Origin of the sequence: Allobosea sp. TAF32 (assembly GCF_052113585.1) — a bacterium.
Taxonomy (GTDB): Bacteria; Pseudomonadota; Alphaproteobacteria; order Rhizobiales; family Beijerinckiaceae; genus Allobosea.
In genome coordinates, this window is record NZ_JBFRDM010000001.1 from 184,319 (window position 1) to 198,390 (window position 14,072).

11 protein-coding genes are annotated in these 14,072 nt (G+C 64.8%); 4 read left to right on the forward strand and 7 right to left on the reverse strand.

All coding sequences use genetic code 11. The annotated features are described in order from the left end of the window. Positions 1–43 precede the first annotated feature (43 nt). The 3 genes from AB4Z16_RS00760 to AB4Z16_RS00770 all read right to left on the reverse strand — a co-directional run bounded on the left by AB4Z16_RS00760 (position 44) and on the right by AB4Z16_RS00770 (position 4,151). Entirely contained in the window at positions 44–1,396 is a 1,353-nt protein-coding gene (locus tag AB4Z16_RS00760; protein WP_441510096.1) for a glycosyltransferase, read from the reverse strand. Between the two features lie 49 nt (positions 1,397–1,445). Next, positions 1,446–2,684: a glycosyltransferase gene (locus AB4Z16_RS00765; RefSeq protein WP_441509411.1), complete on the reverse strand. Its 1,239-nt coding sequence runs from the start codon at positions 2,682–2,684 to the stop codon at positions 1,446–1,448. Between the two features lie 117 nt (positions 2,685–2,801). Further along, positions 2,802–4,151 (reverse strand): nucleotide sugar dehydrogenase, encoded by a 1,350-nt coding sequence (locus AB4Z16_RS00770; protein ID WP_441509412.1) that lies wholly within the window; start codon positions 4,149–4,151, stop codon positions 2,802–2,804. Positions 4,152–4,837: 686 nt separating this feature from the next. Between AB4Z16_RS00770 and AB4Z16_RS00775 the strand changes: the two genes are divergently transcribed. Then, positions 4,838–5,647, forward strand: coding sequence for a hypothetical protein (locus AB4Z16_RS00775; protein ID WP_441509413.1), 810 nt, complete (start codon positions 4,838–4,840; stop codon positions 5,645–5,647). A gap of 264 nt (positions 5,648–5,911) precedes the next feature. On the opposite strand, the gene AB4Z16_RS00780 is transcribed toward AB4Z16_RS00775, so the two are convergent. Beyond that, a complete protein-coding gene (locus tag AB4Z16_RS00780; protein ID WP_441509414.1) occupies positions 5,912–6,415 on the reverse strand; it encodes a class I SAM-dependent methyltransferase in 504 nt (167 codons plus the stop codon). Between the two features lie 957 nt (positions 6,416–7,372). Here AB4Z16_RS00780 and AB4Z16_RS00785 point away from each other — a divergent pair. After that, positions 7,373–9,037 carry a GMC family oxidoreductase gene (locus AB4Z16_RS00785; protein WP_441509415.1) on the forward strand — a complete coding sequence of 555 codons (1,665 nt, stop codon included), beginning with the start codon at positions 7,373–7,375 and terminating at the stop codon, positions 9,035–9,037. Positions 9,038–9,196: 159 nt separating this feature from the next. After that, positions 9,197–9,724 carry a hypothetical protein gene (locus AB4Z16_RS00790; protein WP_441509416.1) on the forward strand — a complete coding sequence of 176 codons (528 nt, stop codon included), beginning with the start codon at positions 9,197–9,199 and terminating at the stop codon, positions 9,722–9,724. A 7-nt stretch (positions 9,725–9,731) separates the two neighbouring features. On the opposite strand, the gene AB4Z16_RS00795 is transcribed toward AB4Z16_RS00790, so the two are convergent. From AB4Z16_RS00795 to cobD, 3 genes are all read right to left on the reverse strand, one after another. After that, positions 9,732–10,949: an MFS transporter gene (locus AB4Z16_RS00795; protein WP_441509417.1), complete on the reverse strand. Its 1,218-nt coding sequence runs from the start codon at positions 10,947–10,949 to the stop codon at positions 9,732–9,734. 19 nt (positions 10,950–10,968) lie between these two features. Beyond that, positions 10,969–11,940 carry a D-2-hydroxyacid dehydrogenase gene (locus AB4Z16_RS00800; RefSeq protein WP_441509418.1) on the reverse strand — a complete coding sequence of 324 codons (972 nt, stop codon included), beginning with the start codon at positions 11,938–11,940 and terminating at the stop codon, positions 10,969–10,971. An 81-nt stretch (positions 11,941–12,021) separates the two neighbouring features. Next, complete coding sequence (gene cobD, locus AB4Z16_RS00805) at positions 12,022–13,053, reverse strand: threonine-phosphate decarboxylase CobD (RefSeq protein ID WP_441509419.1); 1,032 nt, start codon at positions 13,051–13,053, stop codon at positions 12,022–12,024. Here cobD and cbiB point away from each other — a divergent pair. Beyond that, a complete protein-coding gene (cbiB, locus tag AB4Z16_RS00810) occupies positions 13,052–14,026 on the forward strand; it encodes an adenosylcobinamide-phosphate synthase CbiB (RefSeq protein WP_441509420.1) in 975 nt (324 codons plus the stop codon). The two genes, cobD and cbiB, sit on opposite strands and share 2 nt — an antisense overlap. Positions 14,027–14,072 lie beyond the last annotated feature (46 nt).

Genomic DNA, 14,072 nt, shown 5'->3' on the forward strand with positions numbered 1-14,072 from the left:
AAACGACTGCCGACGACATCGCTTGCGTTGACCTGGAGGACTTTCAGCGGGGTTCACTCCCCTCGTGACGGGACGGCATGCCGAGCGCTTGACGATAGAAGTCTCGGATGGCCGGTGTCATGACAGTCTGATCGAGGCGGGACCGTATGATATCGAGATTGCGTATCGCCGCTTCGTCGACCAGGGCGTCGTCCGTTAGCGCGCGTTCGAACTGCGTACAAATCTCATCGAAATCGTCGGGAGAAACGGCGAAACCGGTCTCCCCCTGCACGAACCATTCCTCACAACAAGACGTATTGGTCTGAATTGGAAAGGCACCCATCAGCATCGCCTCGAGCACCGAGGTCGAGATTCCGTCGGATATGCTAACGGCCAGATATGCTCGAGCACGTCCGAAGCATTCCAAAATCTCGTCATGCGTGGCGATATCGATGACGCGGATATTGAGGATACCGGCGGCCTTCAATTCGAGTGCACGGACGCGAGGACGGGAACCGACCGAAAACATGACGATCTCATAGTCTTTCAAGCGGTCGGCGAAACGCTCGAGCACGGCAAGAGAGACCATGGCGCGGCCGGCAAAGTGGTCGTAGCCCTTGACCATGATGAGCTTGCGCTGCGATGGGGGGACTTGGCTGCGCAGGCGCTGGGCGGCGTCGACATCGATGCCACCGGAATTGGCCAGAACCGGCAATTCCGGGCCCTGATAGCCGAAGCTGCGCCCAAGCGCGAGATCGCGCCGACATTCGCACGAATAGAGGTCGACCGCCTCGCATACCCGCCGAATCTGGCGCGCATGCGCTTCGTCCCGACCGAAGTAATAGATGTCACTGCCCCAGTTCGTCGCCAGCCAACGCGGGAAGCCACGGGACGGATCTGCCGCGAGCATGAGATCGCGCGCTGCCAGCACAAGGTAGGCGTTGTGCTGGAATTCCAGCGAGTGGATGAGGTCCGGCTGCACCTCGGCGATCACTTTGGCCAGCATCTGCGGACCGTGAAGCGCCATAATGGCTTCCTCGCTTTCGTCGGGGCGACCGAGCCGCACCCGTGCCTGCGGATCGTCGCCATCGAACGGAACCGGGCGAACGCGAAGAGGGTCTCCAGCGCGCGGCCGCGGCTCCGGCGCGGGCGTCGAGGCCGCATGGCGGGCGAGTTTCTCGCGCAGCAGGCGGATCGCGTCCAACGGATCCTGGAGAACATGCCGAAGAAAGCGTGCCACCCGCCGGCTGATCGAAACCGACGGTGCGGCGACAGGGGATGCCGGCGTCGGTCGATGTAGAGTCAGGCCGCGGATGTAAGCGTGTGGGGGAGCGGGGTCGACCGGATACAAGTGCAAGTCGAAGTCCGCGTCCAGAAGAGCTTCGATCCAACGTGCCGCATGCACGGAATGATGCATCGCCACGAATAGGATGCGGGGGCGTCTTCCGCCCGACAAAGGCTTCATTCTATGCGACCTCGCCAAGCGCGGCCGAAAAGGCCGCACGGGCGCGATCGACACCAAATTCCTTCGCCGCGACCCGCGCGTTGGCGACGAGATTGGCCCGCAGGGTCGCATCTTCGCTCAACCGAGTCAGGGCCTGTGCGAGTGTCTCGACATCCGGTTGATCGATCACCAGCCCCGCCTCGCGCTCCGTGAAAAACGACGATACGAACGACCCTCGCGGCGCGTGAACCACGACAGGCCGTCCCGAGGCGAGATATTCCGCGACTTTGGCGGGTGCCGATGAACGTACGACCTCAGGGATCGGAGATTCGAAAGCAAGCGGCAAAAACAAAATGTCGGCCTCGCGCTGCCGCACGAGCGCCTGCTCCTGCGGCAAGTGGTCAAAACGGCGAACGAAGGGGCCAACAAGACCGTTGTACCGAAGCTGCACTTCGCTCTGCGCCGTGTGGACATGAAGATGAAAGCGCCCCTCGGCCCGCTCCAGCGCACCGATCAGATTCCGGAACGCGCTCGCCTGCGCGCTATAAACTGAACCGGTGTACAGCACCGTCCAGGGAGATTGCGCACTCGGCAGGGGGACTTCCTGCGCCGCGCTGTCCGGACCGATCTCCCCATGCTCGATCCGCGCCAGATCCACCGGATTGCGGACGATGGCAATGGAGGCTTTAGGAACGCGGGCGCGCACATCCTGGGCCAGCACCTCATTCGGAACGATCACCTTCGCCGCAGCCACGGCCCACCGCCTTTCCCAGAACCGGGCCAGACTGCGGTAGGGACCCTCCTCCCATTGATAGACCGGATCATCGAACAGATAGGCTACAAAGGGGAGATGCAAACGCCTTGCAGCGATGGCAGCAGCCGGCAGATCGAAGGGGTTGCCGCTGCATCCAACGATCATCTGCACCGGGTGCCTCTTGACGGCAGCCACGATTTCGCCCGCGCGTGCCCAAACGTCCCGCACCAGCCCGGCGAAATTATTGAACCGCTGGATATGTTCATTTCCGAGAGTCCGCATGATCTGGAATCTCGGCGGCGACAAGGCGACGTAAACCCCAAATCCAGCTTCGCCTGCGTCGCGCGCATGAAGCTGATCGGATAGAAAAAGATGGCGTGACTCGCCGCGCTCTTGTGCCAGAAGCGCGCCCAGCACCCGCGCCTGACCGCTGGCGGAGGGCGGCACCGCAGTTGTGACAATCGCTAAGCGCTTCATTATACTGCGTACTACATCCTGAAAGGCCAAGACGCCTCAACCCAACCGGCGCAGCGAGCGCATAGCACCCGCCCGACAGCACGGTCAACGGCAGGAACCTCGCATGCCGAAGTCGACAATCAGTCAGACCTCGCGTGGCAGAACTCGTCAGGCTTTGATCACGTTAGCAGCCAAGACGCCGTGCCGCTCGCAAGCATTACGCGTGTCTATAACCAGACGAGCTTCCGTGACGAGTCTTTTGTAATCGACGGCGTCGTGGTCTGTCGCGATGAGAACGGCATCGAAATCGCCTATCGTACCGGGGGCGAGGTCAATGGATCGGCGCCCGGCTAGGCCCCCGTGCTCCCTGGTCTGCGGAATGATCGGAACATGCGGATCGTGATAGGACGTCTGGGCGCCGCGTTGCTCGATCAGCTCGATCAGGCGCAATGACGGGCTTTCGCGCATGTCATCGACGTTCTTCTTGTAGGAGGCGCCGAAGACGAGAATCCGCGCTCCGTTCAGTCCGCGCGCGAAACGCTGATCCAGCCCCTGCGCGAGCCGTTCGACCACAAGGTGCGGCATGGCCGTGTTGATTTCGCCCGCCAGTTCGATGAAGCGGGCCGTGATCCCGTATTCTCGGGCCTTCCATGAAAGATAGAATGGATCGATCGGGATGCAGTGCCCGCCCAACCCAGGGCCGGGATAGAACGGCATGAAGCCGAATGGTTTGGTTTTGGCGGCCTCAATAACCTCCCAAATATCGATGCCCATCGCCGCGTAGATCAATTTCAGCTCATTGACGAGCGCGATATTGACCGAGCGAAAGATGTTCTCCGTCAGCTTCACGGCTTCTGCAACGGAGGTCGACGAGACCGGCACGGTCTGAACGACGAATTCGCCATACAACGCCTGCGCTATCGCGAGCGCCTCGGGACCATCGCCGCCGACGACCTTGGGTATCGAGGCGGTTCCAAAGCGCAGGTTGCCCGGATCTTCCCGCTCGGGCGAGAAGGCCAGGTAGAAATCCTTCTGGCTTTTTAACCCGGTTCGTTCGAGAATCGGCTTGAGGATTTCCTCGGTCGTCCCCGGATACGTCGTGGACTCCAGCGCGATGAACTGCCCCTTTCGCAAACGTCCCGCGATGGCTTCCGCGGTCTGGACGACGAAGCTGAGATCCGGCTCGCGGTGGCGCGTGAGCGGTGTCGGCACGCAGATAATAAGGCCATCCGGCTCATCCAGCCGCGAAAAATCGTCCGTGGCGAGAAAGCGCCCTGCCCTCGCGGCCATGGCGAGATCGTCGGCTTGAATATGCTTGATCCCGGTTCTGCCCGCGTTGAGCTCGGACACCCTTGCAGGGTTGATATCGAAACCGAGTACGTCGAATCCGGCACGGAGAGCAGCCAAGGCGAGCGGGACGCCGACATACCCCAGGCCGATGACACCAACTCGAAAGCTACGGTCGCGCACGCGCTGCAGCAGCCTCTTCGCCGCCTCATCCGGCAGAATTTCATTCATAGCGATCATTCTCAGACGGACACAGCAGGAGTTTCGATGCTGGGCACCCGTTGCTGCTCCTCGCGAAATGGATGCATGCGAACGCCTAGCAACCCACTTTCGGCCACATCCTCGCGGCCATGACAAGTATGCTGGGTCCGTAACTTGCTTCCGGCGCGGCGACTCGCGATTGGCTTTCGAGCAAAGATGAACCGTAGGCAAGCCGTCCGGATGTGCGGCCCCACGCGCTGAGACACCGTTCCGACCTATGCCATACAAGATTGAGGGCAACGGCCAAATTGGTCATGCGCACGGTATCGGCTGAAAATGACGGATCGCTGCTGGCGAAAGTTCGCCAAGCCTGCCAAGCAGGCGGTACGAGCGAAATCAATAGGATTGCGCAGACGTAGGCACAGCGCCTTCCTTCGTTTGGGGTTCCACGGTAAAAAATGTTCGATCGAGGAGCGCAGTCTCCGAACTAGGAATGCCGGCCCCGAACGTCCGGTGGTCGAACAGTTGGGGGCCAGTTGGGCCGATCGAGTATGGTACGAATGCAACAATCTTGGAGCCGCTTCTCGGCGACTATACTTGTAACTATTGCCGTTGCGGTCGCAGCCACATGGCTTTTCACCTTGATGGCGGATCCGTATGATACGGGTCGCTTCGCGACCTTCGGTAAGCGACCGCTGTCGTCGATATCAACGCGGATGGCAATCGCCAGCCTCGGCCGAAATGATCGGTTCGATGCAGCGATCATCGGTAACTCCCATGTTGCTCCTCTATCGCCCCATCGGCTCTCCACCAAGACCAGGCTGGAGTTCGTATCTCTGACTCTTCCAGGAGCGTCGGTTCAACCCGAGTTGCAACTGCTGAAGTGGTTCCTCACCCATCGAAAAGCGCCGCCAAGGCTGATCGTCGTCGGCATCGACGATGTTTGGTGCCGACAATCGCCAAAATATGTGGAGGAGCCTGCGCTTCCCACTTGGCTCATCAGCGACAGTTCATTGTCGTATGCGGCAAAGCTGTTTCGCTACGACAGTGTGGAGCAGGCGGTACAGCGCTTCACCAACTCCGAGAGATCCGTCGCGCGGCCGCCTGATCCTCGCGGTTTTTGGGATCTCGAACTGGACTATAAATGGGACGAAGAGAAGATTCGCTCCGAGCTTTCCAAGCCTTGGATTCACTCGACCAACTTGTCCGGAACTTATCCCGCCTTGGGATTACTTCAGCAAACTCTATCGCTGGCACCACCCGATGTGGCCGTCGCGCTGATTATGCTCCCCGTTTGGGCCGAAACGCTGCCACAAGGAGGCGCCGAGCTGATCTCCGAGGGACTGTGCAAGCGCGCCTTCAAGAACTTCGCCGAGTCTCTTCACCGCGGAATATTCATTGACCGCAGAAAGGCGGATGCCCTCACGAAAACCCCCAAGAACTTTTTCGATAGAACCCATTATCGAGCGCCGATTGCCGAGCAGGTCGAAGCAGAGCTAATCCAGGAATTGCAGCGTCTCTTGTGAGCTTGCTCACTAGAAGGGCGTTCTAGCGCGCGACCGTAGGCCCGGCCATCGGGCTTTCCGAAGCTATGATCGCAATAGTTGTAGATCGTAGCGCGCGAGGACGCCGCGCCGCGCGCCGTGCTCAGCCATGCGCCGTAAGCCAGCTCTTCATTTGACGGGCAGTTGCTCGGAAGCCTCGGTGCTGGAGCGGCCCGCAAGCATGATCCCGCCAATACGGAGATCACGTTCTGCGTAATTCGCGAACACTGCATCAAGAACGCTCGGCTATGGGGCGTCTTCGCGTACGGCATCCCACAGAACCTCGACCTGCGCAGCCGGCATCGATCGGAAGATTCGTAGCCAATCTGATGCACGTAGCCGATTTCCGCGTGCATCCGCATCGCTTTCCCGCCAGTCGGTGTCGACTGCAAGAAAGGCATGCGGATTATGTCGGTAATCGAGATGGTCTTCAAGATGGATGGCATGCAAGGCAACCCCACCCGGGCGTAGCGCGGCCTGCGTGTTGGCGACGATGGCTCTGACATCGGCGAGCGGCAGATGCTCCAACACCGTGGCGGAGTGAATGAGATCGAAGGTGCCGGCGAATTCCGTCTCCCGGCCAAAATCAGCCGGGGCCAGGTAGTCGATCCCCTGCTCTGTGATGCGTTCCGCAACGGTCGCCCCCGACGCCGCCGGCGCCAAAGCGGCCAGCAACACATCGCGGTCGGCAGACGTAAACGCGCGGCGCGCGAAATGCAGGTGCAAGAGGGAGAAATAGTCGACAGCCACGACTCACGCGCCCCCCCGCGAGCCAGAAGACCAGCGCCTCCGAGCGCAAGTGCCCACGGCCGAATTCAAGGCAGGAACGGCCTTCAACGGAGCCACATGTGTCTCTAATCGAGGCGGCGAGCCCAGGGCCAATTCGGTCGATGCGCTTTTCGCCTCGGGCCCGGTGCCAAGCCCAGAGAGTGTGCGTCCAGTGTTGAGCATGGCCTTCGCCGCCGATGGCCCGCCGCAACGACCTGCGCAGCGGCGTAGGCAAGTGGCCTACCAAGTGAGCCAGAGTTTGCACTGGCACGAGCGAAAGCCTCCAAATAAGACTAAACGGCGCCCAAATCCGTTCGGCGGGGCGCGCGACAACCGTTCAATATCCGAGGCAAATGTCCAGAAGTAGTTGTAGCGTAGTATGCGTTTCTCAGTGAGGAACTTTGCGATTGCGCGGTTTCGAGCGATAGGCGGGATTAAAAAAGGGCGACCAGGTGTGTTTCGGCACGCAAGTTTTGGACGCCGTAAGTCGGCAAATGGAGTACCCACTGAGTTGGACAATATGCCTGCCAGCAATTGGTAGGAGCGCCGTGCTTTCGCAAGCAGACTGCACTCCGCGCTCAGCTATTTTGGGATCAACGCCCGGCTCACGACAAAAACGCGGCGTGATGCTGTCTAGCCGCGGAGTCGCGCATCAAAACGGATCGGCATGAAAACGACGCGGTCGCAATTGCAAGCAAGACCCCGTAATTCTCCACCGCATCTGGGTCGACGGACCTACCTTCGAACGGGAGAATGCGACGACCCTAATCTGTCCTAAGCAATCGCCTCGGAGAACGCCCGCGAGCACGCAAATCGATAGCGCCTCAATCGCCGCCAACGAGCTGTGCGTTTTCACCGACTGACACCGCACTCCGACCTATGCCAGATTGCTCCCGACTGCCGACAAAACGGGCAGGTAGCGAAGCCCCTGGACACGCCATGCCTGACGTCGCCTCCACCGCCCGCCGCCTGATCGGCACCTTCGACTACGTCGTCATCGGTGCGGGCTCGGCCGGCTGCGTGGTGGCGAACCGGCTCGCGGCCGATCCGGAGGCCAAGGTTCTGGTGCTGGAAGCCGGCGGCATGGACGACTGGATCTGGCTCCACATTCCGGTCGGCTATCTCTTCGCCATCGGCAGCCCCCGCGCCGACTGGCTGTTCCAGACCGAGCCCCAGCCCGGCCTCGGCGGGCGGGCGCTGGCCTATCCGCGCGGCAAGGTCGTCGGCGGCTCCTCGGCCATCAACGCCATGGTCTATATGCGCGGCCAGGCCGCCGATTATGACGGCTGGCGCCAGCGCGGCCTGACCGGCTGGGGCTGGGACGACGTGCTGCCGTACTTCCTGAAACACGAGGATCATATCGCGCCGTCGCCCGGCGGGATGCACAAGGCCGGCGGGGAATGGCGCGTCGAGCATCCGCGCGTGCGCTGGGCGATCCTCGACGCCATCCGCGATGCGGCGGAGGCAGCGGGCATCGCCAAGATTCCGGATTTCAACACCGGCGATAATGAAGGCTCCTCCTATTTCCAGGTGAACCAGCGGCGTGGACGCCGCCTCAGCGCCTATCGCGCCTTCCTGAAGCCGCTGCTCGACCAGCGCGAGCGCACCAATCTCCGGCTGGAGACGCGCGTCCATGTCGAGCGCATCGTCTTCGAGGACGGCCGGGCGAAAGCGGTCGAGTTCACCCATGGCCTGGGCACCCCCAGCGAAGAGAAGCTGCGGGTCGAGGTGGGCGGCGAGGTCGTGCTCTCGGCCGGCGCGGTCGCCTCCCCGCTTCTGCTCGAACGCTCCGGCATCGGCGCCGGTGCGCGGCTGCAGGGCCTCGGCATCGACACGCTGGTCGACGCCCCCGGCGTCGGTGAGAATCTGCAGGACCATCTCCAGATCCGGCCGGTCTACAAAGTCCACGGCGTCAAGACGCTGAACAGCGACTACGCCAGGATCTGGCGCCGGCCGCTGATGGCGCTGCAATGGGCAGCCCTGCGTTCCGGGCCGCTGACGATGGCGCCCTCGCAGGTCGGCGCCTTCGCCAAATCGTCACCGCGCTATGAGACAGCCAATCTGCAATATCATTTCCAGCCGCTCTCGCTCGACAGCTGGGGTTCCGGCCTGCACCCGTTCGATGCCTTCACCGCCAGCGTCTGCAATCTCCGGCCGACGAGCCGGGGCAGCATCCATCTGCGGTCCGCCGGTCCGTTCGACAACCCGGTGATCTCGCCGAACTACTTCGATACCGAGGAAGACCGGCAGGTCGCGATCGACGCGCTGAAACTGACGCGCCGAATCGTGGCGCAGCAGCCGCTGGCGCGCTTCCTGCCTGAGGAATATCTGCCGGGCGACACGGCTCAGTCCGACGAAGCGCTGCTGGAGGCGGCCGCCAAGCTCGGCACCACGATCTTCCATCCGGTCGGCACGGCGAAGATGGGTGCCGACGACGATCCGGGCGCCGTGCTGGACGAGCGGCTGCGCGTGCGCGGCGTCTCGGGCCTTCGCGTCATCGACGCCTCGGTGATGCCGACCATCACCTCCGGCAATACCGCCAACCCGACCATGATGATCGCCGAGAAGGGCGTGGCGATGCTGAAAGAGGATGCGCGCGGTTAGAGCGGGCAACTGAACCGTCATTTGCGAGCGGAGCGAAGCGATCCGGGCGAGAACCTTTCACCCTGCCCTCCTGGATCGCTTCTCAGCTGGAGCTCCTCGCGATGCGAGCAGCGCGCTGCATCGAAATGCCATAAATTCGGGCCAATGAGTCTGGCAGCAATGTCCAACAAAATCCCGCCCCCGCCCGCCCCGGAGCGCGGCCCGCTGAAGCGCGGGCTGCTTGCGGCACTGCGCGCGGTCCTCACCGTCTTCATCGTCCTCGACGAGTTGCTGCGGCCGCTCTACCGGCCGCTGATCCGCAGGCTCGCGGGCCTGCGTGTCATGCGCAGGCTTGAGGAGATTGTCGCCGGGCTGCCGCGTCCACTCGTCCTTCTGGCGTTGGCGATCCCCTTCGCCATCGCCGAGCCGCTGAAGCTCGTCGGCCTGCTGCTGTTCGCGCGCGGGCAGTTCTGGGCCGGGCTCGTGGTGACGGCCTTCGCGCATCTGATGAGCTTCGTCTTCGTCGAGCGCATCTACCATGCCGGCCGCGAGAAGCTGTTGAGCTATCGCTGGTTCGCCTGGATCATGGGGCAGGTGGTGCGCGTGCGCGATCAGGTGCTTGGCTGGGTTCGCGCCTCGGCCGCCTATGGCTTCGCCATCCGCACACGCAACGCCGCCCGGCGGTGGTGGCAGGGGCTCGTCGCCTGAGAGCGCGCTAGCGCCGGCTGCGCGCCAGCAGGACGAGCGCTGTCGCCGCAAGAGCGGAGAAGGCGATCAGCAGCAACGTCGAGACCGTGACGCCGCCGCGCTGCAGCGAAACGGCGAAGACGAGCGGCGCCGCCGCCTTGATCACGAGGCCGGGCGCCGAGAGCTTGCCCATCGTGGCGCCGAAGCCGACCGGGCCGAAGAGCTGGAGCGGAACGGTGCCGCGCACGATCGAGCTCAGCCCCATGCTGATGCCGAAGGCGATGGCGAAGAGGCCCGCGACCACCGGGAGCGAGCCGCCGACCAGGAGAAGCCCAAGGCCCAAGGGCATCAGCCAGGCCGAGACCCAGGCGGTGGTGACCGGCGAGAGCGCGCGGCCGAACAGCATCTCGGCGAGGCGCCCGGCGACCTGAGACGGCCCGAGCATGGCGCCGAGGCCGACCGCGACGGCGGCACTGAGCCCGAAGCCCTGGAGCAGGGCCAGCATGTGCACGGCCATGGCCGAGACCACGAAGCCCTGCAGCGAAAAGGTCAGCGCCAGCAGCAGAAAGGCGCGGCGACGGGCATCGCCCGTCAGATAGGCCGCTTCCGGCTCCTGCGGGGCTGTCGCCGCGGCATGAGCCGCCGGCGCCAAGAGCGGCCGTTTCACCCGCCCAGGCAGAAAGACGAGATGCAGCGGCATGCAGACCAGGATCTGCGCGAGGCCATAGAGCCGGTAGACACCGCGCCAGTCGAGAATGGCGAGCAGGCTGCTGGTGAGCGGCCAAAACAGCGTCGAGGCGAAGCCGCCGATCAGAGTGAGCTGGCTGATGGCGCGGCGCGCCTGGCTGCCGCGCGCCTGCGTCAGCGCGGCGAAGGCGGCATCGTAGAAGACCGCGGTGGTGACCGCCTGCAGAGCCACCATGGCGAGGACATAGCTGACGATGCCGCGCGCCTCGGCCAGCGCCAGCAGTGCGAGACCGGCCAGCGCGGAGCCCACGGTCATCACCAGCCGCGTGCCGTAGCGATCGATCAGGCTGCCGGTGACGGGCGCGACGGCACCACCGAGAAAAAGACCGGCCGCAAGACCACCATAGGTCCATTCCGGCGCCCAGCCGAAGCTTGCGGTGATGCGCGGCGCCAGCACCGTGAAGGCGTAGTACAGCGCGCCGTAGCCGAAGACCTGGGTGATGCCGAGCGCGAGAATGAGCGACGGCCCGCCGGGCCGCCCGAATTTGGGCCAGGGCATGGCCGCCCCCTGTTCCCGGTCAGACGATCTGGTTGCGCAACGCCGTCTCGCCACGGGCGAGGCGAGCGAGATTGTCGAATAGGATGTCGACCACATTGCCTTCATAGGCACGGGTCTCTCCGGCGCTGTGCGGCGTAACGATGACCTGCGGCAGGCGCCAGAGCGGTGAGGCGGCCGGCAGCGGCTCCTCATGGACGCAGTCGAGCCCGGCGCCGGCAATCCGGCCGTTGCCGAGGGCATCGAGCAGCGCCGCCTCGTCGACGACGCGGCCGCGCGCGACATTGACCAGGAAGGCGGAGGGCTTCATCGCCGCGAGGATGCGGGCATCGACCAACCCTTCGGTCTCGGGCGTCAGCGGGCAGGTCAGCGCGACGAAATCCGCGTTTGCCACGGCTTCTTCGAGCTTTTCGGGATGGACGACCGCCTCGACATGAGGCTGAGGCTCGGAGCTGCGCCGCACGCCGATGACGCGCATGTCGAAGGCATCTGCCAGCTTCGCCAGCCTCTGGCCGATGCGGCCGAGCCCGACGACGACCAATGTCTTGCCGCCGAGCTCGTCCTCGCGGCGAGCACGCTCTCCGATCATCGGGCGCCAGTGCTGCTTCGCCTGATTGTCGCGAGCGAGATGGATCTGACGGGCGAGCGCAAGGATCAGCGACATCGCATGCTCCGCCACCGCCCGTTCATTGCTCCCCTGCGCGCTGGCAAGGCGGACGCCGGCCGCGGCGATCGCCGCCTTGTCGAACTGGTCGGTACCGGCGCTGATCGACTGGATGAAACGCAGCTTCGGCAGGCGCGGCAGCAGCTCGTTGCGCCACAGGCCGGAAACGACGAGCACATCGGCCTCCGGCGCACGCTCGCGCAATTCGTCGAGGGTGCGGACCTCGAAGCTGCCGGCCGAATGGCCGCGCGTCGCGAACTCGTCACCCAGCTGATAGGCGGCGTGGGCGAAGCCGATCGTCAGTTCGCCTTCCGGCGGCAGGAGTGCCATGCGTTGTCTCTCCCCGAATCCTTTTCGGTGGACGTTAGCTGGCGCGCCGGCTCCCGTCCCCGCATCCGCCGCATGCAAGCTTCACGCTGGAGGCGATGCCTCCCGCGCATCGGCGGCCAGCGCCGCCCGCAAGCGCGACCAGCCGGCCTCGTCGCCCGGCAGGCCGAAGCGCAGACGAACCGGCGCGTTCTGGAAACGACGGACATAGATGCCGTGGCGACCGAGGCGGGCGAAGAGCGCCGGCGCCGCGGGCGTCTCGAGCAGCCGGAACAGGCTGGTGCCGCCGACGATGCGGCCATGCGGCGCGAGCAGCGCGTCGAGACGAGAGGCATCATGCGTCCGCGCTTCACCGGCCCTGGCAAGCCAGTCGGCATCCGCCAGAGCCTGGGCGCCGACATGAAGGGCTGGACCGGCCACCGACCAGGGGCCGAGCGCCGCCTTGAGCCTTGCCATCATGTCGGCGGCGCCGATGGCGAAGCCGAGACGCAGGCCCGCGAGCCCATAAGTCTTGCCGAAGGAGCGCAGCACGATCGCGCCTTCGGGCAAATCCGGCACGACGCTGGTCTCGGGCGTGAAATCGGCGAACGCCTCATCGATGACGAGCAGGCCGCCGCGCCTGGCGCAACGCGCGGCGAGGCTCACCAGTTCGGTGCGGGAGAGCTGCCGCCCATCGGGGTTGTTGGGATTGACCACGACGATGGTCGCGGCTGTCTCTTCAGGCGGCCCCGCCTCGGCGACCGAGAAGCCCGCCTTGCGCCAGGCATGGCCGTGCTCGGCATAGGTCGGGCCGAGGATGGCGACGGGACCAGACGGCGCAAGGCGCGGCAGCAGCTCGATCAGGATCTGCGTGCCGGGCGCTGCGACGATGCCGGCATGATCGGGCACGCGATAGGCCGCACGGGCAGCGGCGATCAGCGCCGCCTCGTCATCGGCACCGGGCAGGCGCGTCCAGAGGCTTAACGGCAGCGCCGGAAGCGGATAGGGGATCGGGTTGATCCCGGTGGAGAGATCGACCCAGGGCTGCGGCGCATCCGGAAAGAGCGCGCGGGCCCTGGCGAGATCGCCGCCATGCCAGATACCGTCCTCAGCCACGACCCTGCCCGCGCCCCGCATGAACCTCTCCGCCAGCCTGCCGCTGCTCGTGCTCGCGCTTACGATCGAGGCAGCCCTCGGCTATCCCGAGCGCTTCTATGCCGCAATCGGCCATCCCGTCACCTGGATCGGGCGCGTGATCGGCATGCTCGACCGGGCCCTCAACCGCGACGCTTCGTCCTTCATCACCCGCAGGGCCATGGGCGTGCTGGCGCTGGCGCTGTTGCTCGCCGTCACCATCGCATTGTCGGCATTGGTCCAGCGCCTGTGCCTATTCTTCGGACCGCTCGGTCTCATCCCGCTCGCGCTGATCGCCTCGACGCTGATCGCGCAGCGCAGCCTCTACGAGCATGTCGCGCGCGTTGCCGAAGGGCTGGAGCGGGATGGGCTGGAGGGCGGCCGCACGGCTGTGTCGATGATCGTCGGGCGCAATCCGCAGAGTTTGCACGAGGCGGGGGTGGCCCGCGCCGCGATCGAGAGCCTGGCGGAGAATTTCTCGGACGGCATCGTCGCGCCGGCCTTCTGGCTCGGCGTTGGCGGGCTACCGGGCATCACCGCCTACAAGGCGATCAATACCGCCGATTCGATGATCGGCCACCGCACGCCGCGCCATATCGCCTTCGGCTGGGCCGCTGCGCGCCTCGACGACCTCGTCAATCTCCCGGCTTCGCGGCTGACCGCGTTGCTGCTGGTTGCCTCGGCGGCGCTCGATCGGTCGGCGGATGCCGGCGGTGCCTGGCGGGCTGTGGGGCGCGATGCCGGCAGGCACCGCTCGCCCAATGCCGGCTGGCCGGAGGCGGCCATGGCGGGGGCGCTGGGCCTGCGTCTCGCCGGGCCGCGTGTCTACGGCCAGACCCGCATCGACGATCATTGGATGGGCGATGGCCGGGCCGAGGCAACGGCGGCCGATATCAGGCGCGCGCTTGCGCTCTACCGGCGCGCTTGCGGCCTGCTTTGGGTGCTGGCGGCGCTGCTGGCTGCCGCGCTGCTCTGACGCCCGCCCGTCATTCTCGGGCGGAGCGGCGCGCAGACCCGAGAAT

Bases quoted from the DNA above. Each gene is read 5' to 3' on its own strand.
- AB4Z16_RS00760 (WP_441510096.1), bottom strand. From the start codon at position 1,396: ATGCATCATTCCGTGCATGCGGCACGTTGGATCGAAGCTCTTCTGGAC.
- AB4Z16_RS00770 (WP_441509412.1), bottom strand. From the start codon at position 4,151: ATGAATGAAATTCTGCCGGATGAGGCGGCGAAGAGGCTGCTGCAGCGC.
- AB4Z16_RS00775 (WP_441509413.1), top strand. From the start codon at position 4,838: ATGGCAATCGCCAGCCTCGGCCGAAATGATCGGTTCGATGCAGCGATC.
- AB4Z16_RS00785 (WP_441509415.1), top strand. From the start codon at position 7,373: ATGCCTGACGTCGCCTCCACCGCCCGCCGCCTGATCGGCACCTTCGAC.
- AB4Z16_RS00790 (WP_441509416.1), top strand. From the start codon at position 9,197: ATGTCCAACAAAATCCCGCCCCCGCCCGCCCCGGAGCGCGGCCCGCTG.
- AB4Z16_RS00795 (WP_441509417.1), bottom strand. From the start codon at position 10,949: ATGCCCTGGCCCAAATTCGGGCGGCCCGGCGGGCCGTCGCTCATTCTC.
- AB4Z16_RS00800 (WP_441509418.1), bottom strand. From the start codon at position 11,940: ATGGCACTCCTGCCGCCGGAAGGCGAACTGACGATCGGCTTCGCCCAC.
- cbiB (WP_441509420.1), top strand. From the start codon at position 13,052: ATGAACCTCTCCGCCAGCCTGCCGCTGCTCGTGCTCGCGCTTACGATC.
- cobD (WP_441509419.1), bottom strand. From the start codon at position 13,053: ATGCGGGGCGCGGGCAGGGTCGTGGCTGAGGACGGTATCTGGCATGGC.